Genomic DNA, 21390 nt, shown 5'->3' with positions numbered 1-21390 from the left:
ATGGACCAGTCCGTTGAGCCGCGAGACCATCTTGCCGGCCTCGGTCTTCGGCCCGGTGCTCTTCCTGGCATTTCGGCGATTGGCGTCGATTCGGGCGTCGCTGATCATGGTGCCGGCCCTCGGGTGGAGCGGAGCGGAGCGGTGCAGGGCAGGGCCGTGAGGGTGGGTGCGCGCGGGTCCATCGCCGTCGCGACGTCGCGCGGCGTCCTCGTCGTCCTCGCGGCCCTTTCTCAATACAATCCCGAGATCGAGGGGGCGAGTTTCACCAAAATGGAAAAAAATGGCGCGAGGGATGACCGGACCGGCGTGGAGGTGCTCGGACCAGTCTCAGAGCGTCTTCAGGTAGGCAAGGAGGTCATTCAGCTCGCCCTCGGAGAGCTCGCCGAGGTTGGTGACGGCACCCGCGCTGTGGGGGCCGGAGAGGGCCTCGCGGAGGGTCTTCGAGCGGCCGTCGTGGAGATAGGGTTCCTTGTCATAGAGGCCGCGGAGGCTGGGCGGGTTGTAGCCCCGATAGCGGTCGCCCGGCTCCTCGAGGCCGACGATGTGGATCTTGCCGTCGGTCAGCTCGGGGCCGCCGTGGCAGGTGTTGCAGGCGGCCTTGGCCGAGGAGTAGACGGCCTTGCCGCGCTCGGCCTCCGGGGAGAGCTTGCCGGAGGGGTCGCGGTAAGGATTGCGCGGGAAGTCGATCGTCTCCAGGTAGGCCTTGAGGGCGATCAGGTCGTCGTCGCTGGGCTTCGGACCCTGCATGCTCTTGGTGAACGACTCGAAGGCGGCGTCATCCAGGTCGGACTGCCAGCCGTGCCAGGTCCAGGGCCCGGTCTTCACGACCCGGCGCAGGGTGGGCGTCTTCTTGTGACTGCCGTCGTGGGCGCTGCTGAGGTCGTAGCGGCCGTCGTTGAAGGTATCGAAGGTCTGGCCGTTGGTGTGGCCGTCGCTGTGGCAGGTGTTGCAGCTATACCACTGGTTGAACGACCGGGTGGCGTCGTGGAAGATCTCCTCGCCGCGGCGGGCCAGGGAGACCGTCTTGGGCCGGCCGAGCTCGATGGTGCGGGCCAGCGTCGCGGAGTCGGCGTCGACGACCTGGACGGAGTCGGCCAGGTAATTGGCGACGTACAGGGTCTTGCCGTCGGGCCCGAAGGCGATCTCCGTGGGCCGGCCGCCGAGCGGGACGCGGCGGAAGCGGCCGTCGTCGTTGAGCAGCTCCGCGGGGATCAGGTCGCGGGAGCTGTCGATGCGCCAGGGGAGGCGCCGGAGGTCGGTCCGGAAGAGCATCACCTCGTGGGTGCCGCCCAGGCCGACGGCCAGGTACTTGCCGTCGCCGCTGGCGGCCATGCCGTGGGCGTCGCCGGCGGCCTTGCCGCGCGGGTCCAGCGTGAGGGCGGCGTACGAGGGCTTGGGGTCGGCCAGCTCGATCCGGGTCAGGCGCTGGCCGAGCACCCAGCCCTGGTCGATGTTGTTCGACGTGGCGGCGAACCCGCGATTCTTCATGTTCGCGACGTAGCCGAATTTCCCGTCCGCGCTGAAGGCCACCTGGCGGAGGACGTTCCCCTCGATCGGGATCGTCCGGATGACGCCGAGGGATTCGGTCGAGAGGATCGCCAGCTCGCCCGCGCGGGAAGAGCCCACGAGCAGGAGCTTGCCGTCGGGGCTGATCGCCAGGCCACGCGGCTCGCGGCCGACCTTCACCCGTCCGGCGATCCGGAGGGGATCGAGGTCGAGCTTGACGACCTCGTCGCTGACCCCGACCGCCACATAGGCGGACTTGCCGTCGCGTGCGAAGGCGACGCCGCGGGGCTCCGGCCCGACCTCGATCCGGCCGGCGACGGCGAGCTTTCCGCCGTCGATGGCGAGCAGGACCACGTCATAGCCGTACCAGTGCGCGACCAGTGCGCGGCGGCCGTCCGGGGCGAAGGCGACGCCGGCCGGCTTCTCGCCGGTGGCGAGCTCGTCCAGGACCCGGTCCTGTTCCACGTCCACCAGCGACACCGAGCCGGCCGTCTGGTTGGCGGTCAGCAAGCGGCGGCCGTCCGGTGAGAGGGCCAGGGCGATCGGGCTCCGATGGGGCTCCTCGGCGGCGGCCTTGACGGCGGACGCGGACGCGTGCGCGAACCCGATCGCGACGGCGAGGGCGAGCAGGCGGCCGGGCAGGGGGCTTGCGAGCTTCATCGGGCGGGCTCCGGGCGGGACGGAACGGTTCGGGACGAGGCGGGGTCGGGCGCGTCACATCCGTTCGACGACGTCGATTCCGAGCAGGTCGAGGCCGAACTCGAGGGTCTGGGCCGTCAGGTCGCAGATGGCCAGGCGGCTGTCCCGGCGCTCCGGCGTGTCGGCCTTCAGCACCGGGCATTCCTCGAAGAAGGTGCTGAAGCAGTTCGCCAGGTCGAACAGGTAGTCGGCCACGACGTTCGGCTTCAGCTCCAGGGCCGCGAGCTCGAGGACCTCCGGGAGCCGGAGGATGCGGATCCCGAGCGCGCGTTCGGCCGGGTTATCCAGGATGATCGCCGGCTTCTGGTCGCGGACCGCCGCGGGGTCGAAGCCCCCCCTCCGGAAGATGCTCCGGATCCGGGCGTAGGCGTATTGCAGGTAGGTCGCCGTGTTGCCGTTCGTCGCCATCATCTTCTGCCAGTCGAAGACGTAGTCGCTGAGCCGGTTCTGGCAGAGGTCGGCATACTTGATGGCACCCAGGCCGACGACCTCCGAGACGCGGGCCCGCTCGTCGGCGTCCAGCTCCGGGCTGTTCTCGTCGACCACCTTGCGAGCCTCGGACACGGACTCGTCGAGGAGCGACTCGAGCCCGACGGTGTCGCCGTCGCGGGTCTTGATCGGCTTCCGATTGGGGCCGAGGATGGTGCCGAAGGCCACGTGCTCGAGGACCGCGCCGTCGTGGCCCCACTTGCGGGCCACGGCGAAGAGCTGCTTGAAGTGGTCCGCCTGGCGCTGGTCGACGACGTAGAGGGACTGGTCGGGCTTCCACGTCTCGTCGCGGTATTTGATGGTGGCCAGGTCGGTCGTGCCGTAGTTGAACGCGCCGTCGCTCTTGCGGACGATGAACGGGGCCTTGAAGCCCTCGGTGAAGACCACGACCGCGCCGTCGCTTTCGGTGGCGATCCCCCGCGCCTGAAGGTCCTCGACGACCGAGGCGAGCATCGGGTTGTAGAAGCTCTCGCCGAGCTCGACGTCGAACCGGACGCCGAGGCGCTCGTAGACGCCGCGGAGGGCCTCCAGGCAGTACGGCATGAACTTCTTCCAGAGCGCGAGGTTCTCCTCGTCGCCGGCGTGGAGCTTGACCGTCTCGGCGCGGCTGGCCTCGGCCACGGCCCGGGCCTGGGCGACGGCCGCCTTGAGCTGGTCGCGATCCAGGCCGGTGCGGGCGGAGAGCTTCGCCAGGGCCTTCGCGGCCTCCTCGGCCTTCCCCTTCGCCTCCAGGGCCTCGACCTCGCGGAGGTCGTCGCCGAGGTCATCGGCCGGCTTGATCCTGGCGGCGACGTGGCGGTAGAGGCGGGCGAGCTCGGCGACCGGGTTGAGGGCGTAGGCCTCCGGGTCCAGGTCGTTCTTCCAGCCCAGGAGGATCATGCCGAACTGAAGGCCCCAGTCGCCCAGGTGGTTGTCGCGGATGACGCGATGGCCGAGGGCCTCAAAGATCCGCGCCAGGCTGTCGCCGATCACGGTGGAGCGGATGTGGCCTACGTGCATCGGCTTGGCGACGTTGGGCGAGGAGAAGTCGATGACGACGGTCCTCGGCGCCTTCGGCGGCTCGATCCCCGGGAACTCGCCCGCGAGGAGCTCGCCCAGCGATTTCGCGATCCAGGCGTCGTGGAGGCGGACGTTGAGGAAGCCGGGGCCGGCGACCTCGGGCTTGCCGGCCATCGGCTCCAGGTCCACGGCGTCGGCCACGACCGCGGCGAGTTCGCGAATGTTGGCCTTGCGGGCGTTCCCCACGGCCATGCAGCCGTTGGCCTGGTAATCGCAGCGGAAACGGGGATCGGTCGTGTATTTCACGGCCGCACCGAAGGACTTCGGGTCGCCCCCCTCCGGGGTGGCGGCGGCGAAGGCGGCGCGGAGGCGTTCCAGGACGTTCATGACGACTCGTTCTCCGCGCCTTCGGCGGCGGCCGGTGCGGTCCCGGCGGCCTGCGCTCGCTTGATCCCGGCCTCGTCGCGCCACTCGAGCTGGGGCGCATCGCCCCAGATCTCCTCGAGTGCGTAAAAGGACCGGGAGTCGGCGGAGAAGACGTGGACGACGAAGTCGCCGTAATCGATGAGGGTCCACTTGCCCTCCTCGGCCCCCTCCATGCCCAGCTTCTTCTCGCCGATCTTCTTCATCTCGGCGTCGATCTCGAACGCGATGGCCTGGCTTTGCCGCCGGGAGCTGGCGGTCGCGATCACGAAGAAGTCGAGCAGCGGCGTGGCCTGGCGGAGGTCCAGCAGGAGGATGTCCTTGGCCCGGTTGTCGTCGGCGATCCGCGCGGCCAATCGGGCGTGTTCGAGCGCCTCCTCGATCCGCGCGGGGTTGCGGCGGTCGACGGCCCTCGACGGGACCTCGTCCTGGGCCTCGCGGACCGAGACCTTGCGTACGGACCTGGTCCGGGCGGTCGACCCGGCGGTCTTCGAGGATGGATCGAGCGGGGGCGTATTCTCGGGCATTCCGTGTGACTCGCTGGGGATCGGGCCGCGGGCGTTGGACATCGAGCCGCGACCCAGGATCCCGACACCAGACACGCGACCGGGTTCGAGCGGCTATGCTCCTATCTTATACAAGAGCGCCTCGCCGTGGCCATCCGACACGATCCCCCCCGCCGCTCGGCGATTCCGCCGGGCCCCCGGAATGCTCTGTTCATGACGTGATCCATGGCATAGGATCTGTGTTCAACGAAGGTCCAACAATCCCACGGCGAGGGGGCGGCGACGATGCTCACGATCGCGGGGCGAGGGGGGGGGCGGTTCTGCGATGGGGTCTCCCGGCGGGATTTCCTCCGGATCGGCGGCCTGGCGATGGGGGGGCTGACGATGCCGCAGGTGCTCCGGGCCGAGGGGGCCGGGGGACAGCCGATCGGCAAGTCGGTGATCATGGTCTTCCTGGCCGGCGGGCCGCCGCACCTGGACATGTTCGACCTCAAGCCGGAGGCCCCGGCCGGGATCCGCGGCGACTACCGGCCAATCGAGACCGATGTCCCCGGGTTGATGATCTGCGAGCACATGCCCCGGCTGGCCCGGATGATGGGCCGGTTCGCCCTGATCCGGTCGCTGGTGGGGGCGGGGGGGGAGCACTCCGCCGGGCAATGCCTGACCGGTTACCGAGATCCCATCAGCCGGGTCCAGGGGGGACGGCCGAGCCTGGGCGCGATCGTCTCTCGACTGAAGGGGCCGGTCCACGCGGACGTCCCGCCGTTCGTCGGGCTTTCGCCCAGGGTCGGGCACCCGCCGTGGGCCAATCCGGGAGACCCGGGGTATCTCGGGCTGGCGCACGCGCCATTCACGCCCTTTCGGGGCGAGAAGCCGGCACCGAACCAGGACAATTCCGAGGCCGGTTCGTCGGGCATGAGCCTGGACGAGCGGACGATCGTCCCCGCGCGACTGGGTGGGCGGCGGGCCTTGCTCGCCCAGCTCGACGGCTACCGGCGGGGCCTGGATCGGTCCGAGGTGCTCCGGAGCATGGACGGGTTCACCCAGCGGGCCTTCGACATCCTCGCCTCGCGGCGGGTCTTCGAGGCGCTCGACGTCACGCGGGAAGACCCCCGCGTTCGGGCCCGCTACGGCATCGGCGACATGAACCTGGAGGACGACGGGCCCCCCTGCTGCATGGACCACTTCCTGATGGCCCGGCGGCTGGTGGAGGCGGGCGTCCGCGTGGTCACCATCGGCTTCGGCCGCTGGGACACCCACGCCGACAACTTCGGCTCCAACGCCAAGCGGATCCCGAAGCTGGACATCGCCCTGTCCGCCCTCGTAGAGGACCTGCATCAGCGGGGCCTCGACCGAGACGTTTCCGTGGTGGTCTGGGGCGAGTTCGGCCGGACGCCGGTCATCAACGCCCAGGCGGGCCGCGACCACTGGCCGGCCGTGAACTTCGCGCTGCTCGCCGGCGGCGGGATCCGTACCGGCCAGGTGATAGGCTCGACCGACAAGCAGGGGGCACACGCCAAGGACCGGCCGATCACGTTCCAGAACGTCTTCGCCACCCTCTACCACAACCTCGGCATCGACCCGGCGACCCAGGTCTCGGACCGTGGCGGCCGGCCGATGAGCCTGCTCGATGAGAGAGAGCCGATCCGGGAGCTGGTGTGATCGAGCGATCATTTCGCCGGTCGCGGTGGGTCTCCGATCGTTGAGGAGACGTCCCAGACGATCGCCGTCGTGTCATTCTGGCCCGAAACCAGGCGCTTGCCGTCGGCAGAGAAGGCCAGCGCGTTGACGGCTCCGACCCTGGGCTCGAGCCGAAGCAGCTCGCGCTTGGTGGCGACGTCCCAGAGCGAGATCCGGGCGAAGGGGCTCTCGTCGCCGGATGGGAAGACGGCGGAGGCGAGGCGGCGGCCATCCGGCGAGTAGGCGAGGACGCTGCTGCCGTAGGACGGGACCGAAATCGTCCGCCGCGCCTGTCCGTCCGAGACGCCCGAGACGAGGATTTGACTGCCGAACGTGGTCGTGGTGGCGATGGTTGTCTGATCCGGAGAGAATGCCACAGCATCGAGCCGGAGTCGAAGGGCGGGAGACGAAGAGTCGTCCGCCGGCGATGCCATGATGGCGACTTCCTGGATCTTGCGACCGGACTCCATATCCCAGGTGCGAATCAAAGCATCCTCGCCTACCGAGATCAGGCGATGCTCGTCAGGGGAGATCGCGATGGCGAGGGATCGGGCTTCCGGGCCGGTGCGAGTGAAAAGCACCCTGTTCGACCCGATGTCGAGGACCTGGATCTCGCCGGCAGGAGTTTCACCGTTCGCCCCCTCCACGACGCTGAGGGCGTCCGTATTCGTCGAGCCGACGGCCAGTCTGCGTCCGCTCTTCGAGTATGCGGCGCATAGGGGAATGCCGTTCAGTCGGACCACCTGACGAGCGGTGAAGGTGGGGAGCTCCCAGACGCGGAAGAGGCCCGTGACTTCCGGTTCGAAGGACTGTCCGGCCGCGCAAAGGGACCTGCCATCGGGAGCGACTTGGAGGGCACAGACGCGACCGACCTTGCCCAGGTCGAGCGTCCGAGTCTTTTCTCCCCTGACCAGATCCCAGACGGAAATGTGGCCGTTGTCGTTCCCCGTCGCAACGGTCAAATCGTCGATCAGTGAGGTGGCCCAGATGGCCGTGTCAACATTGTCCTTCCGGACCCGCACGGGCGTTCCCGTCTCGAGGTTCCAGAGGTGTACCGCGTTGTCGTGCCGCTCGGCGGCGAGCGTCTTGCCGTCCGGGGATAGGGCGATTCCGGCGACCATGTGCCGGAAGACGCCTTCGGCCTCGATCGGGATCTGCTTCGTGATTTTGCCGGTGTGGAGGTTCCAGGACAGGATGCGATCCGCATGCAGGGACAGGAAGCCTCTGCCATCGGCCGTCGGGATCACGCCGCCGACGCCGCGATCCACGCCCGGATCGAGGTCTCCCAGTCGCCGTCCCGTGCTGCAATCCCACGTCCGTATCCGAGGGCGGATGTCGATCGATTCGACGCCGCCGGGATCGGGCTTCCGCGTATGAGATGCCCCGCACGAGATCAACGAACCATCGGCGGCGAAGGCCAGACTGCTCAGGTCGCCGTCATGGGCGCCTCGGATGGTCAGGGGAGGCCGATCCGCGTCCAGGCTCCAGACCACGATCCGCTCACCTTGCCCGCTGCGCGAGGAAACGCCGAGGGCCAGCCGCTTTCCGTCTCGCGAGAACGCGAGAGTACCCTGAAAGCCCCTCTCGTCGGGGACGGTCAGCCGTCGGCGCTCCTGGCCGGTGGCCGCGTCCCGGATGGACACGACCGGGTCCTCGAAATCGGACGCCGCGAAGGTCTTCCCATCTGGGGCGAAGGCCAGACCGTAGATCCGGCTCACGCAGATCTTCTCTCGGAACACGTCCCGGTTCGTCGCCAGCTCGCGGAGCACGAGCGTGCCGGAATCGGTGCCGAACGCCAGCCGGGATCCGTCGGGCGAATACGCGAGCGAGAGGACGCCCGAGCCGTTTCCGCGGAGCACGGGCAGGGTCGCGGAGGCCTCTCCCGTCGCCGTGTCCCAGAACCGGACCGTATCATCCCAGCTCGAGGAGGCCAGCGTCCGGCCGTCCGGGGAGAAGGCGACGCCGGTGACGGCGTCATCGTGGCGAAACTGCGTGGCCCCCAGGCGGGCGATCGCGTGCGGGGGGAGCGGGATGCCCCCGAGCCGTTTGGGACTCGAAGGGGTCCCCTTGGGCGAGGCCGTGGGCGGATCCTGACCGAGGGGATCGCCGGCGGCCCCGGCATGGGCCAGTGCCGCGACGGTGACGGCGGTCGTCGTCAGGAGGGCGGCGGCCATCGTGCTGACCGAGCCGAGCCGCATCGATCGTAGGACCTCGCCGGCCAGCTTCCTCGCCGGTCCCGCCTCCGCGAGTAACGCCTCGCGGCCGAGCCTGAGGCCGACCGAGGCCCGGACGGTCGCGGACAGGAGCTCGGCCGGAAGCACCGGCGAGGAATCCGGTCCGGCGAGCACGGCGGCGGGGGCCATGCCGCGGCGGGCCAGGCGGCCGCGGAGGATGTCCTTGGCCCTGGCCAGCCGCCCCGAAACGGTCCCCTTGGTCCAGCCGAGCTCCGTCGCCGCGTCCTCCTGGGTCTTGCCCTGGACATAGCAGAGGATGACCGCCCGCCGGTAGGCCGAGGGCAGGCGGGCGATTTCCTCGTCGAGCGAGGCCCGGAGCTCCGCCACCTCGAGCGGGTCAGCATCGAGAGTCCCGGCAGGGAGGGAGGCCGTTCCGAGCGATCGTTCCCGCCGGCTCACGAGGTGGGACCAGGCCCGCCGGGAGGCCCGCAGGGCGACGCCATGCAGCCAGGGCCCGAGCGATTCTCGCTTGCGGATGGCACCGGCCCGGAGGGCCAGGGCCAGGAAGGTCGCCTGGAACGCATCCTCGGCCGCGTGGGCATCGGCCACGGTGCGGCGACAGATTCCGAGGACCATCGGGCCGTGGCGCTGAACGATGACCTCGAAAGCCTGGTTGGCCAGGCGGCCGTCAGGCTCGGTGAAGAGGTCGAGCAGTTCGCGATCGGTCAGCCCGCCGATCGCGCCGCGCGAGCAGAGGCTGGCGAGATCCGGGCCGAACGCCGCCGAGGTCTGACGAGACATTGCGGAAACTCCTGCCACGAGGACGAGCGGTTTGCTCGTTAGTGCGTGGCGAAGAGCTCTCGAATACGGAATTCGCCGCGAGGCCGTCAGGATCGGAGCGGTTAGTCGAACTTCGACCGGCCCAGGAACGGAAAAAGGATGGCCGAAAATTCGGCCATCCTTGTGTCTTTCCGACGCGGCAAGCACCCCCACGGGGACTCGAACCCCGGTCCCTTGGCTGAGAACCAAGTATCCTAGGCCGCTAGACGATGGGGGCCTTCGACAGGGAATATCATAATCGACGGGCGCGGGGAGTCAAGGGAGTAGGGTATCCTGGAGTGTCTCGCGGTCGATCGACACCGGCGGAATTCCTTCACCATGCCCAGCATCTTCGTGAATGCCCACTCTTTCTACTACGAGGCGATGGGTGAGCAGGGGGACCCGCTCATCTTCCTCAGCGGGCTCGGCGGAGACCACCGGGCCTTCGGCCTGGCCCAGCGCTATTTCGCGGCGCGATATCGGACGCTCGCCTTCGACGCCCGCGACGCCGGCCAGAGCGACCGGGCCCGGGCGGCCTACACGACCGAGGACATGGCGGATGACGTCGCCGCCTGGCTGGAGGCGATCGACGTCCCCCCGGCCCACGTCCTGGGCCAGTCGCTGGGGGGGCTGGTGGCGCAGCAACTGGTGCTCCGCCATCCGCGGCGTGTGAAGAGCCTGATGCTCGTCTCGTCGCACGCCGGGTCGAACGAGTGGCGGCGGGCGGTGGTCGACTCGTGGGTCCTGCTCCGCCGTCAGGTCCCGGTCGGCAACTTCACCCGGGCGACGCTCCCCTGGCTGGTGGGCCCGCCGTTCTACCAGCATCAGAACCAGGTCGACGGGCTGGTCCGGTTCGCCGAGAAGAACCCCTGGCCCCAGGACGCGGAGGCCTTCGCCCGGCAGGCCCGTTCCGCGATGGGACACGACGCGCGACGGCTGCTCGGCAGCGTGGACGTCCCCTGCCTGGTCCTCTCGGGCGAGCTCGACCTGGTGAATCCGCCGCGGATCGCGGGCGAGCTCTCGGGCCTGATCCGGGGCTCGAAGCTGGTGGTGATGCCGGGCGTCGGCCACATGCCGCACATCGAGGACAAGGCGAACTTCCGCCGGCACGTCGAGGAATTCCTGGGCGAGATCGCCGGATGAGGGGCCCGTTCACGAACGGGTCGAACCGGAACGTCGCGGTTCCGGCTTGATCTTTGCGAAGGGAGTCGCGAATCTCTTTGCGGTCTGGGCCGGTCTTGCGATGGTGACCGCCCCCGGGACGGACGATCGACACGAGAGGGCGGGCATGAGGTTTTCCAGGTCGAGCGGCATCCTCCTCCATCCCACGTCGTTGCCGGGCCGGTTCGGGGTCGGCGACCTCGGGCCCGCGGCCCACGAGTTCGTCGATTTCCTGGCGGATACGGGCCAGAGATGGTGGCAGGTGCTGCCGCTCGGGCCGACGGGGGGGACGCCGTCGCCGTATCAATCGCCGTCGTCGTTCGCCGGCAATCCGCTCATGATCAGCCCCGACCTGATGGTCGAGGCGGGCTGGATCTCGCGGAAGGACCTGGCGGGCCTGCCGAGGCCCGGCAAGGGGGACGCGAACGCGGATTTCCAGGTCGCCAGGGAGATCAAGGACGCCGTGTTGCGGCGGGCGTTCGAGGGCTTCCCCGCCGAGGATCCGGCGTTCCTGGACTACTGCGCGACGAACGCCCGCTGGCTGGATGACTACGCCCTGTTCATGGCGCTCAAGGAGGCCCACGGGGGCAAGGCCTGGACCAGCTGGGAGCGGCCGCTGGTCGTCCGCAAGGAGGCCGCGCTCCGGAAATGGTCGAAGGCGCTGGCCGTCGAGGTCCGGTTCCATCGGTTCGTCCAGTTCGCCTTCGCAACCCAGATGAAGCGGCTCCGCGACCACCTGGCGGAGCGGGCCGTGAAGCTGATCGGCGACGTGCCGATCTTCGTGGCGCAAGACAGCGCCGACGTCTGGGCGCGGCCGGATCTCTTCTTCCTGGACGGCCGCGGCCGTCCCACCGTCCAGGCCGGGGTGCCGCCGGACCTGTTCGCGACGACCGGTCAGCTCTGGGGGAACCCGCTCTATCGCTGGGAGGCCCACGAGCAGGAGGGGTTCGCCTGGTGGATCGAGCGGATCCGCGGGCTCCTCAACTGGACGGACCTGATCCGCATCGATCACTTTCGCGGCTTCGAGGCCTACTGGGAGGTCCCCGGCAAGGACAAGACCGCGGAGAAGGGGCGGTGGGTCCCCGCCCCGGGGCATGCGTTCTTCCGGGCGCTCGAGCGGCAGTTCATGGACCTGCCGTTCATCGCCGAGGATCTCGGCGTGATCACGCCGGAGGTCGACGCGCTGCGGGAGGAGTTCCGGCTCCCCGGGATGAGGATCCTCCAGTTCGGCTTCACCACCAGCCCGGACGAGCTCAAGCACCTGCCCCATCGCTACGTCCACAACTGCGTCGCCTACACCGGGACGCACGACAACGACACCTGCGTCGGCTGGCTCACCTCGGACGTCGTGCAGACCACCCAGTCCCGCGACCAGATCGCCGCCGAGCGTGCTTTTGCGCTCCGCTACATGGACTCAAACGGCAAGGAATTCCACTGGGACATGATCCGGCTGGCGCTCGAATCGGTGGCCGACGTGGCCATCGTGCCGATGCAGGACCTGCTGGGGCTGGATAGCTCGGCACGGATGAACGTGCCCGGGAAGGCGGAGGGGAACTGGGGCTGGCGGTTCGAGGCCCGCCAGCTCACGCCCGCGATCAGGTCGCGGCTCGCCGAGCTGACGGCGACCTTCGACCGCTGGAATGGGGCCGTCCCCGCCGAGTTCGACCCCCGGAAGATCCGCCCGGGCTCGCCCGCGGTCAGGGCGCGGCGGCCGGCCCGGGTCAGGGCCGCGAAGTGAAGGGCAGGTTTGACTGCCTGCCCCCCGGGATCCTGGGAGGGCGGGCAATCCCGCCCGTCCGATCTCGTCAGACCGCGCCGTGGATGTAGGAGAGGAGATGGTGATTCTCGGTGGCGACCTTGTCGTACATCACCTTGATGACGTCGCCCACGGAGACGATGCCGACGAGGGCCCCGTCGGCCACCACCGGCACCTTGGCGATCCGCCGCTCGGACATCTGCCCCATCACGTCGTTGACCTCGTCCATCAGGCCGCACGTGACCGGGTTGCAGGTCATGACCTCGGAGACCTTCGTCCGGCTGAATCCCTCGCCGCGATTGTGCATCAGCCGGAGGACGTCGCGCTCGGCGAAGATGCCGATCAGGAGGCCATCATGATCGACGACCGGGAGCGAGCCGATGTTATTCTGGACCAGCTTGGAGACGGCCTCGTGGACGGTCGCGTCCACGTCGATCGACACCACACGATTGCCTTTTTCCCTAAGGACATCGCGGACCAGCATGATGCTTCCTCCCGGACTCGGGGCCGAGCGAGATATCGGAACGGAATCGTTCCCTGACGCTCTGGGGATAGAAGAGAAGAGGTGGACCTGGCGGGCCATGGTGCCATCTTGATGGGCGAGTTTCAATTCTATTCTCCGCCGATTTTCAGAAAATGAGCGAGCCGCACCGATCCTCAGTCGACCCGGATGCATGTTTGATGGACATGCGCGTCCCCGTCGTGAGAGCGCTGGATTGGCGGTTGGTCTGCCTCGTGGTCGCGACGCTGGGGATCCGCCTCGCCCTTCCCGGCCAGCCGATCGTCGAGAACTACGTGGGGCGGCAGATCCCGACGGCCATGGTCGCGCGGAACCTGGACCGGGGGGCGGGGTTCTTCTATCCCTCGCTGAGCACGGCGCCCTTCCCGAATTACTTCGTGGTCGAGCCGCCGGTCTACCAGGCGCTGGCGGTGGGGGTGCACCGCATCGTCGGCGTCGGCCTGGAGGCGGCGGGGCGGGGCGTCTCCGCGGTCGCGACGGGGCTGGCGGCGGTGGGCCTCTGGGGGCTCGTCCGCCGTCGCCAGGGCCGCACCGCGGCGGTCGTCGCGCTGGTCGCCTTCGGTGCCTTCCCGGTCACGATCCGCTACGGGCGGGCCTTCCAGCCCGACGCCCTGATGCTCGGCGGGGTCCTGGCCGGGCTGGAGTGCGCGGACCGGGCGGTGAGGGGGGCCGGCCGCCGCTGGTGGGCCCTCGCCTGGATCGCGCTGGCGATCGGGATCGCGGCCAAGGTGACCGGCGCCTTCGTCTTCGTGCCCCTGGTCGTCGTGGTCGCCGCGGGGAGGCGCCGTGCCGCGCTCGCCCTGGCCGCCGCGGCACTCTTGCCGGCGGCCTGCTGGTATCTCTGGGTGCCGCGGCTGATCGAGCTGAGCGGCTCGCGCGCGGCGGCCGACAATCGCACGATCTGGATGGCCGTCCTCGGCCTCTCGGCGCTGGCGAGGCCGGAGACACTCCGGCAGATCGGCCGCTTCCTGCTGATCCGGGCGTTCAGTCCGCTGGGGGTGCTGCTGGGGACGATCGGCCTGGTCGTCGGGCCGGCCGCGGACCGCGGAGGCGACGTTCGAGCCGTCCGATGGGATCTCTGGAGGGTCTGGAGCCTGGCCGCGATGAGCATGCTCGCGCTCCTCGGGGCGAAGCTCCATCACGAGTATTACTGGCTGATCATGGCGCCGGCCTTCGCGGCGGGGATCGGCCGGCTCTGGGGGCTCGCGGCCTCGTGGCGGGTCCTGACGATCCTCTGCCTGCTCGCCTGCGCCTACTTCGCGCGGTCGACCTGGCAGACGCCGGAGGAATGGGCCGGCCTGGAGGAGGCCGCGGCCGAGATTAAAGAGGTCGTCCCGTCCGGGGTGTGGCTGGTGGCCGTCGAGCCGCTCCTCTACGAGTCCGACCGCGTCGGCTGTCGGCTCGAGCGGACGCCCTCGGCCGCCGCCCGCGCCGCGGCGGAGTGGCCCGGGACCGCGCCGCGGGATCGGCTCGGGCCCGAGGAGCTGGTGGAATTCTACAGGACTCGCGGGGCCCGGTTCGTGGCGGACCTGAAGGGCGGAGCCCGCGACGAGGACCGGGATGCCTTGCATCGGGCGATCCGGAGACGATACAAGGTCTTAAGGGACACGCCGAGCGTCCTCATCGCGGAACTCAAGCCGAGCGAAGGAAGCGTGACCGGTGGGGAAGTCGAGTGAATCGCGTCGGGTCACCGTCCCGGACTTCGCGGCCTGGAAGCGGCAGGGCCGGACGATCGCGGTCCTCACCGCGTACGATTACGCGTCGGCCCGGCTGCTCGACGTCTCCGGGGTCGATTGCCTGCTCGTCGGCGACTCCATGGCGACCACCGTCCAGGGACGCGAGACGACCCTGCCGGTGACCCTGCGTCAGATGATCTACCATGCGGAGATGGTGGTGCGGGGGACGAAACGCGCCCTGGTGGTCGCGGACCTGCCGTTCCTCTCGTATCACGTCTCGCCGCGCCAGGCCATCCGATCGGCGGGCCGAATGATGAAGGAGGCCGGCTGCCAGGCCGTGAAGCTCGAGGGGGGCCGGCGGATGGCCGCCACGATCAAGGCGGTGGCGGAGGCGGAAATCCCCGTGATGGGGCACGTCGGCCTGACCCCGCAGTCCATCCACAAGCTCGGGTCGTACCGGGTCCAGCGGGGTGAAGACGCGCTCCGCGAGGATGCCCGGGCCGTCGCCGAGGCCGGGGCCTTCGCGGTCGTCCTGGAGTGCGTCCCCGCCAGCCTGGCCGCCGCCATCTCCGCCGAGCTGCCGATCCCGACTATCGGCATCGGCGCCGGGCCGGGCTGCGATGGCCAGGTCCTCGTCTTTCACGACATGCTGGGACTGCTCGCCGACGGCTTCCGGCCGAGGTTCGCGCGGCGCTACGCCGAGCTCGGCGAGCAGATCAAGAAGGCCGCGGCCGACTACGTGCGCGACGTCCGTGACAGGTCCTTCCCCAACGACGACGAGAGCTACCGATGAGCACATCCAGCGAGCACGAGCTGGTCCAGAAGCGATGCCGGCCCTGCGAGGGAGGCGTGCCGCCGGTCTCGGCGGAGGAGGCCGTCGAGCAGGTGGGCCGGCTCCCCGGCTGGGTCCTCTCGGCGGACGGGCGGAGCATCCGCCGGGACTGGGTCGCGAAGAACTTCTCCGCCGGGATCGCCTTCTTCGACCGGGTCGCCGTGCTGGCCGAGGAGGAGGGACACCACCCGGACCTGCACCTGGAAGGATACCGGAAGGTGGCCGTGGTGCTGACCACTCACGCCATCGGCGGATTGAGTGAGAATGACTTCATCCTCGCCGCCAAGATCAACCAGGTGCCGATCGCCGCGAAGGGCTGAGGACGTGATCGGCCGCGGGGCCGTGACTCTCGATGACGTTGAGGTGGTATGCGAGGTCCCGAGCGTCGGCATGACCGCGACCGGGCCCACGCGCCCGATTCGAGCGGCCGGGGCTCCGTCCGGAACGCTTCCGCACGGTCCGAACATCATGTATAGTGGGCGTCGTCTCGCATGCACTCCGGGGCGATCGCCGATCCCGAAACGACGACTCGACCGTGATCAGCCTGCATCCGGAGGCCGACATCGTTCGTCGCTGAGGTCCCCCGTCCGCCGTCCGACGCCGGCGGACGCTGACGCGGAACATCGTCGCACGCCGCACGACATCAACGTTCGGGACGCCATCCCGTTCCTGGAGCGCCCACCCATCGGACACGAAGACGGCGAGATCGACCGGGGCACGGAGGGCCTCGAAGGCAGGCGGCCGAAGACCGCGAGCGAGCTCCTCCCGCTGGTCTATGTCGAGCTGCGCCGGCTGGCCTCGCATCGACTGGCCCTGGTCCCGCCGGGCGGATCGCTCCAGGCGACGGCGCTGGTGCATGAGGCGTACCTCCGCCTGGTCGGCGACGACCCCGCCAGGCCCTGGGACGGGCGGGGGCACTTCTTCGCCGCGGCGGCCGAGGCCATGCGTCGGATCCTCGTGGATGGGGCGCGTCGCAAGCGGCGGCTGAAGCGAGGCGGCGGGCGGCTTCGGGTGGAGCTGTCCGACCCGCCGGCCCCCGACCCGGACGAGCGGATCCTGGCCCTCGACGACGCGCTCAACCGCCTGGCTCTCGAGGACCCGGTTGCCGCCAAGGTGGTCGAGCTCCGCCAGTTCGCCGGCCTGGGACACGATGACGTGGCGGCCGCCCTGGGGATCACGACCTACCTCGCCCGCAAGAAGTGGACCTACGCCCGCGCCTGGCTCAGCCTCGACCTCGGCGGGTGACCGCCGACCGCGTGCCGGAGTGGTCGCGGTCCTCGCTCGATCCTGCCCGCGTTACGACTGTGAGCGTCCCATGTCCCCCGATCTGCGTCGCGTGCAGAGCGTGTTCCTGGCGGCCGTCGGGTGTGAGGATCCCGAAGAACAGGCGTGCGTCCTCGACCGCGAATGCGCCGACGACCCGGGGCTCCGGGAGCGGGTTGAAGCCCTCCTCAGGGCCCACGACGGTCGCTACAGCCTCCTGGACCGGCCGCTGGTGGGCCGGGACGACCTCGACGTGGGGTCGGATTCCTCGCACGAATTCACGGGCCGGCACGTCCCCAGCCGATCCTCTCGATCCGACCCCTCGGCCCTGACCCGGGGCGCCGGCGTCACGTCGCTCGGAATACCCTCCACCCGGACCGCCATCCCCGGCTATGAGATCGTCGGCGAGCTCGGTCGCGGGGGCATGGGGGTCGTCTACCAGGCCCGACAGGTCCTCCTGGACCGGCCGTGTGCGCTGAAGATGATCCTGGGCGGAGCCTACGCGGCCCCCGAGGCCTTCTCTCGCTTCCTGACCGAGGCCCAGGCGGTCGCGCGGCTGCACCACCCCAACATCGTGCAGATCCGCCACATCGGCGAGGTCGACGGGCTGCCCTACATCGAGCTCGAGTATCTCGAAGGGGGGAGCCTCGACCGCCAGCTCGAGGGCACGCCCTGGCCGTCCCGGCTTGCCGCGACCCTGGTCGCCTCGCTGGCTCGGGGTATCGCCGAGGCCCACCGCGCGGGCATCGTCCACCGCGACCTGAAGCCGGGGAATATCCTGATGGCCGCCGGCGGGACGCCGAAGATCACCGACTTCGGGCTGGCGAAGGCGCTGGGAGCCGACTCGGATCTGACCGCCACCGAGTCGATCCTGGGCTCGCCCAGCTACATGGCCCCGGAACAGGCGCTGGGGAAGACACGAGAGGTCGGCCCGCCGGCCGACATCCACGCCCTGGGCGCGATCCTCTACGAGCTGATCGTGGGCCGGCCCCCCTTCCGCGGGGCCAGCGCTCTGGAGACGATCGAGCAGGTCAGGAGCGTCGAGCCCGTCCCGCCGCGGCGTCTGGTCCCCGGCCTGCCGCGCGACATCGAGACGATCGTGATGACCTGCCTGCAGAAGCAGCCGGCCCGGCGGTATGCGACCGCCGATGCCCTGGCGGAGGATCTCCGTCGTTTCCTGGCCGACGAGCCGATCGCGGCCCGGCCGGTCGGGACGCTCGAGCGGGCCTGGCGATGGTGCCGACGCCACCCGGCGCCGGCCGCCCTCACCGCGGCGGTCGTGCTCGTCGCCGCCCTGGGGGTCGCCGGAATCCTCTGGCAATGGCGCGAGGCGGTGACGGCTCGCGACCTGGCGTCGAGGCGGGCCCTGGCGGAGGCGGACGCCCGCCGGACGGCGCAGGCGGCGCGGGCCGAGGCCGAGGCGACCCTGGTGGACATGTACGCGACGACCGGGATCCAGGCCGGCGACCAGGGCGACAACGCGCGGGGGACGCTCTGGTTCGCCAATGCCGCCCGGCTGGCCCGGGACGACCCCGAACGCCGCGTCGTCAACGCGATCCGCGCCCGGACCTGGGGCCGCGCTTCCTTCAGCCCCTTGCGGGCACTCGTCGCCGACGGGACCTGGCCCGGGGGGATCGCGTTCCATCCGGACGGCCGGCACCTGATCACGACGACCGTCCTCGACGGCGCGACCCGGGATGCCCGCCACCTGCTCTGGGACCTGGACGCCGAGCGGTCCGTGCCGTTCCTGAGCGGCGTGGATGCTGCGCCGGCCGCGGCCTGGAGCCCGGACGGCCGTGCGATGGCGGTGGGGCTCCCCGACGGCGATGTGATCCTCACCGGATTCCCCGACGGCCGGGGGACCATTCGCATCCGCTTCCCCGGCCGCATCCGGCACCTGACCTACAGCGCCGACGGCCGATTCCTGGCGATCGCGGGGGGGAATACCGCCCGGGTCTGGGACGTCCGGGCGCGGGCGTTCGCCACCCCGTGGCTGCGCCATCTGTCGGACGTGACATCGCTGGCATTCCACCCCTCGGGGAACCGCCTGGCGACCGGCTGCCGGGATCAGCGGGCCCGCCTTTTCGCCGTCCCGGCCGAGTCCGCCCGGCCCCTCTGGCCACCGTTGCCGCATCGTCAGGAGGTGTCGGAGGGCGTCTGGGTGCGCTGGTTCTGCTCCCCGCCAGTGTTCGCCGACGGCGGACGGGTGCTGATCACCTACGAAGGCAAGGAGGGGCTCACCTGGCGCGCGACGGAGACCGGGGAGAAGATCCGGTCGCTGGTCGAGCCGGACCTCTCGGGCCGGCTCGCCGCGATCGTTCCCAGCCCAGACGGGCGATATCTCGCCGCGTTCGGCCGGGAACTGCCCGCCACCATCCGGATCTTCGAGGCGGCCACGGGTCGTCCGCTCGGGCGCGTCCTCGAGCACAGGAACGCGGTGACCGATGCGACCTTCAGCCCGGACGGCCGGATGCTCCTGAGCTGCTCCAGCGACAACACGGCCCAACTGTGGGCCGTCCCCGGCGGCGATCCCCTGGACCCGCCGCTCGACCTCCATCGCCCCGGCCGCGTCGTGGCCTTCGCGCCCGATGGACGGTCGCTGGCCACGCAGGACGGCGACCTGGTCCGCCTCTGGGCCCTCCCGGAGGGGGGCGTGCCGACGACCCTGGTGCCGCTGGACGGCGATGGCTCGTTCGCGGCGCTCAGCCCGGACGGGACGCTCGCGATCCCGACCGGGATGAGCTACAACCGCAAGCTCCGAAGTACGAGGGTCACACAGGTCGCGACGGGGCGGCCGGCCGGGCCGCCGCTCCGTCCGGGAGGCCGGATCATCGACGCGGTCTTCTCTCCCGACGGCCGCACGGTCGCCGCGGCGACCGCGCGGGACGGGACGCCGGAGGAGGGCCAGGAGGTCGTGACCTGGGACTGGGCCCGGGACCGGCCGATCTGGCGGGCGATGCTCCCCTCCGACCCTCGCAGCCTGGCCTACCGGCCCGACGGCCGTCGCCTTGCCGTGCTCTGCGGCGAAGGGGAGCTTCTGATCCTCGACCCCGAGAGCGGTCGCGAGACCCTCCGCTGGCGCGCCCATGACGCCGAGCTGGCCCGACACTGGATCAACAACGGCGCAGTCCGATTCAGCCCCGACGGCCGGTGCGTGCTGACCTGGGGTATGGGCAACGACGTCCGGGTCTGGCAGGCCGACACGGGCCGACTGCGCTACCCGCCATTGACTCACCGAGACAAGTGTCACGACCTCCAGTTCTCTGCCGACGGCCGTTCGATGGCGCTCGCGTCGTACGACGGCTCGGTCCGGGTCCGGGACCTCGAGACGGGGACGGTCCTCGCGGACCTGCCCGCGCATCCGGACATCGTCTACTCGGCCGGTTTCAGCCCCGACGGCCGACTCCTCGTGACGGCCTGCCGCGATCGCATGGTCCGCGTCTGGGACTGGCGTGCCGGCCGGCTGGCCTGCCCGCCGTTCGAGCATCTCCGGGAGACAACGGCCGCGGCCTTCACCCCGGATGGCCGCTGGGTGGTCTCGGCGAGCGACGACGGGACTGCTCGCGCCTGGGACTCGCGGACCGGCAAGCCCGTCACCCCGCCCCTGAAGACGAGAGGCAGCCCCCTCTCCATCGCCGTGACGCCGGACGGTCGGCGTGCGGTCCTCGGCGGGTTCCTCGACGCGCTGGTCGCGCTCGACCTCAACGCGCTCAAGCCGGATGACGTCGACCCGGACGACCTCTGCCTCGCGGCCGAGCTCCTCGCGGGCCGGCGGATCCACGAAGGGGGGGGCACGGCCAACCTGTCGGCCGACGAGTGGCTCGAGCGCTGGCGAATCCACCGCCGACGATCTCTCGGGGATTCACGAGTCATGACCCCATCCCGCCTCGCCGCCGGATATGAGCCGCCCGCCGCGTCCGCGGCGATCGACGCGAGCCTTGGTGCTCCCCCGGAGGCGAACATCGATCAGGCCGCGATCGAACGACGATTCGCCGAGGCGGCCGACCGGATGAGCCGCGGTCGCTTCTCCGAGGCGAGCGACGAGGGGCGACGGCTTGCCCCCCTGGTGCGTCGGGCCGTCGATGCGAATCCCGACGACCCGGGCCCGCGATATCACCTCGCCCTGGCCCTGGCCCTGGCCGGCGACCACCAGGGCTCTCGTCTGGCCTGTGCGGACACGCTTCGCTGGTTCAGCCGGTTGGAACATCCCCTGATCCTCGACGCGGCCCGCTCCTGCCTGGTCGAACCGGACGCCGCCGCCGACCTCTCCGAACCGCTGCGGTGGGCCGAGACCGCACGGACCCGGAACCCGGGGCTCGCCTGGAACCATTACGTGGCCGGCCTGGCCGCCTTCCGCGCCGGTCGCTATGAGCGGGCCGCCGAGCTCGCGCAGACCTCGCTCCGTCGCGGGACCGGTTGGGTGGCGGCACCCCTGAATCTCCCGGTCCTGGCGATGGCACACCACCGGCTCGGCAATCGGGACGAAGCCCGGCGCTGGCTGGAGCGAGCACACGGCCGGATCGGTGACGCGTACGCCCGCCGCACGGTGGCCCATCTCGTCTCGTCGGGCATCTGGTGGGACCGGGTGGAGTTCCTGCTCTTGCTCCATCAGGCCGACGCGATGATCCTCGATCCTGCGTTCCCGTCCCGACCGTTTTCGCCCTGAGGAGCGAGGGCGGATCGACCAGCCTCGAGCGAGAGGCGGCCAGACAGCAAGAGACGACGCTCATCCCCTCCCTGGTGGCTGTGGCGTCGCCTCGCTCCCGCCACAGCCACCCTGGCGCGATGAAAAGTTGGCCTGGACGACCCTGGCGTCTTGTCCAGGAGCTGTTGCGCGGGAACGAGGCCTGTCGGCATGCCTCGGCCTGCGCCTGGCTCGGCCGGAGC

13 protein-coding genes and 1 tRNA gene are annotated in these 21390 nt (G+C 70.3%); 8 read left to right on the top strand and 6 right to left on the bottom strand.

Annotation, left to right across the window (positions count from 1 at the left end; all coding sequences use genetic code 11):
• Positions 1 to 327: 327 nt before the first annotated feature.
• The 3 genes from G6O54_RS33645 to rsfS are packed head-to-tail and all read right to left on the bottom strand — an operon-like array spanning position 328 to position 4643.
• Entirely contained in the window at positions 328 to 2166 is a 1839-nt protein-coding gene (locus G6O54_RS33645; protein ID WP_165234188.1) for a beta-propeller fold lactonase family protein, read from the bottom strand.
• Positions 2167 to 2220: 54 nt separating this feature from the next.
• Complete coding sequence (argS, locus tag G6O54_RS33640; protein ID WP_165234184.1) at positions 2221 to 4080, bottom strand: arginine--tRNA ligase; 1860 nt, start codon at positions 4078 to 4080, stop codon at positions 2221 to 2223.
• Complete coding sequence (gene rsfS / locus G6O54_RS33635; RefSeq protein WP_165234181.1) at positions 4077 to 4643, bottom strand: ribosome silencing factor; 567 nt, start codon at positions 4641 to 4643, stop codon at positions 4077 to 4079. Before rsfS ends, argS begins: the two co-directional genes overlap by 4 nt.
• 264 nt (positions 4644 to 4907) lie before the next feature.
• Here rsfS and G6O54_RS33630 point away from each other — a divergent pair, with 264 nt between their 5' ends.
• Positions 4908 to 6284: a DUF1501 domain-containing protein gene (locus G6O54_RS33630; protein WP_165234170.1), complete on the top strand. Its 1377-nt coding sequence runs from the start codon at positions 4908 to 4910 to the stop codon at positions 6282 to 6284.
• A gap of 8 nt (positions 6285 to 6292) precedes the next feature.
• Here G6O54_RS33630 and G6O54_RS33625 read toward each other — a convergent pair whose 3' ends face one another.
• Positions 6293 to 9277, bottom strand: coding sequence for a sigma-70 family RNA polymerase sigma factor (locus G6O54_RS33625; protein ID WP_165234168.1), 2985 nt, complete (start codon positions 9275 to 9277; stop codon positions 6293 to 6295).
• A 183-nt stretch (positions 9278 to 9460) separates the two neighbouring features.
• A tRNA-Glu gene (locus tag G6O54_RS33620) sits at positions 9461 to 9533 on the bottom strand.
• A 101-nt stretch (positions 9534 to 9634) separates the two neighbouring features.
• Between G6O54_RS33620 and G6O54_RS33615 the strand changes: the two genes are divergently transcribed.
• The gene (locus G6O54_RS33615) at positions 9635 to 10438 is read left to right on the top strand and encodes an alpha/beta fold hydrolase (protein WP_165234166.1); all 804 of its coding nucleotides are present in this window, start codon (positions 9635 to 9637) and stop codon (positions 10436 to 10438) included.
• 145 nt (positions 10439 to 10583) lie between these two features.
• Entirely contained in the window at positions 10584 to 12194 is a 1611-nt protein-coding gene (malQ, locus tag G6O54_RS33610) for a 4-alpha-glucanotransferase (RefSeq protein ID WP_165234164.1), read from the top strand.
• A 67-nt stretch (positions 12195 to 12261) separates the two neighbouring features.
• Here the strand turns inward: malQ and G6O54_RS33605 are convergent, their stop codons facing one another.
• Positions 12262 to 12696: a CBS domain-containing protein gene (locus tag G6O54_RS33605; RefSeq protein WP_165234162.1), complete on the bottom strand. Its 435-nt coding sequence runs from the start codon at positions 12694 to 12696 to the stop codon at positions 12262 to 12264.
• Positions 12697 to 12893: 197 nt separating this feature from the next.
• Between G6O54_RS33605 and G6O54_RS33600 the strand changes: the two genes are divergently transcribed.
• The 5 genes from G6O54_RS33600 to G6O54_RS33580 all read left to right on the top strand — a co-directional run bounded on the left by G6O54_RS33600 (position 12894) and on the right by G6O54_RS33580 (position 21169).
• Positions 12894 to 14408, top strand: a complete 1515-nt coding sequence (locus G6O54_RS33600; protein WP_250847213.1) for an ArnT family glycosyltransferase — start codon at positions 12894 to 12896, stop codon at positions 14406 to 14408.
• Positions 14392 to 15201, top strand: coding sequence for a 3-methyl-2-oxobutanoate hydroxymethyltransferase (gene panB / locus G6O54_RS33595; protein ID WP_165234160.1), 810 nt, complete (start codon positions 14392 to 14394; stop codon positions 15199 to 15201). Before G6O54_RS33600 ends, panB begins: the two co-directional genes overlap by 17 nt.
• Positions 15198 to 15560, top strand: a complete 363-nt coding sequence (locus tag G6O54_RS33590) for a 4a-hydroxytetrahydrobiopterin dehydratase (protein WP_165234158.1) — start codon at positions 15198 to 15200, stop codon at positions 15558 to 15560. The genes panB and G6O54_RS33590 overlap by 4 nt, the downstream gene beginning before the upstream one ends.
• 148 nt (positions 15561 to 15708) lie before the next feature.
• On the top strand, positions 15709 to 16485 hold the full coding sequence (locus tag G6O54_RS33585) for an ECF-type sigma factor (protein WP_165234156.1): 777 nt from the start codon (positions 15709 to 15711) through the stop codon (positions 16483 to 16485).
• 70 nt (positions 16486 to 16555) lie between these two features.
• On the top strand, positions 16556 to 21169 hold the full coding sequence (locus G6O54_RS33580) for a WD40 repeat domain-containing serine/threonine protein kinase (protein ID WP_165234154.1): 4614 nt from the start codon (positions 16556 to 16558) through the stop codon (positions 21167 to 21169).
• Positions 21170 to 21390 lie beyond the last annotated feature (221 nt).

This window comes from Aquisphaera insulae, from assembly GCF_011064615.1.
GTDB lineage: Bacteria > Planctomycetota > Planctomycetia > Isosphaerales > Isosphaeraceae > Aquisphaera > Aquisphaera insulae.
The sequence above is the reverse complement of the archived record's forward strand: the minus strand, read 5'-3'. Positions and strand labels throughout refer to the sequence as shown.

Excerpts from the sequence above, each read along its gene's own strand:
- G6O54_RS33580 (WP_165234154.1), top strand. The coding sequence starts at position 16,556 with ATGTCCCCCGATCTGCGTCGCGTGCAGAGCGTGTTCCTGGCGGCCGTC.
- G6O54_RS33630 (WP_165234170.1), top strand. The coding sequence starts at position 4,908 with ATGCTCACGATCGCGGGGCGAGGGGGGGGGCGGTTCTGCGATGGGGTC.
- rsfS (WP_165234181.1), bottom strand. The coding sequence starts at position 4,643 with ATGCCCGAGAATACGCCCCCGCTCGATCCATCCTCGAAGACCGCCGGG.
- G6O54_RS33645 (WP_165234188.1), bottom strand. The coding sequence starts at position 2,166 with ATGAAGCTCGCAAGCCCCCTGCCCGGCCGCCTGCTCGCCCTCGCCGTC.
- malQ (WP_165234164.1), top strand. The coding sequence starts at position 10,584 with ATGAGGTTTTCCAGGTCGAGCGGCATCCTCCTCCATCCCACGTCGTTG.
- G6O54_RS33605 (WP_165234162.1), bottom strand. The coding sequence starts at position 12,696 with ATGCTGGTCCGCGATGTCCTTAGGGAAAAAGGCAATCGTGTGGTGTCG.
- G6O54_RS33585 (WP_165234156.1), top strand. The coding sequence starts at position 15,709 with ATGTATAGTGGGCGTCGTCTCGCATGCACTCCGGGGCGATCGCCGATC.
- argS (WP_165234184.1), bottom strand. The coding sequence starts at position 4,080 with ATGAACGTCCTGGAACGCCTCCGCGCCGCCTTCGCCGCCGCCACCCCG.
- G6O54_RS33615 (WP_165234166.1), top strand. The coding sequence starts at position 9,635 with ATGCCCAGCATCTTCGTGAATGCCCACTCTTTCTACTACGAGGCGATG.
- G6O54_RS33625 (WP_165234168.1), bottom strand. The coding sequence starts at position 9,277 with ATGTCTCGTCAGACCTCGGCGGCGTTCGGCCCGGATCTCGCCAGCCTC.
- G6O54_RS33600 (WP_250847213.1), top strand. The coding sequence starts at position 12,894 with ATGGACATGCGCGTCCCCGTCGTGAGAGCGCTGGATTGGCGGTTGGTC.
- G6O54_RS33590 (WP_165234158.1), top strand. The coding sequence starts at position 15,198 with ATGAGCACATCCAGCGAGCACGAGCTGGTCCAGAAGCGATGCCGGCCC.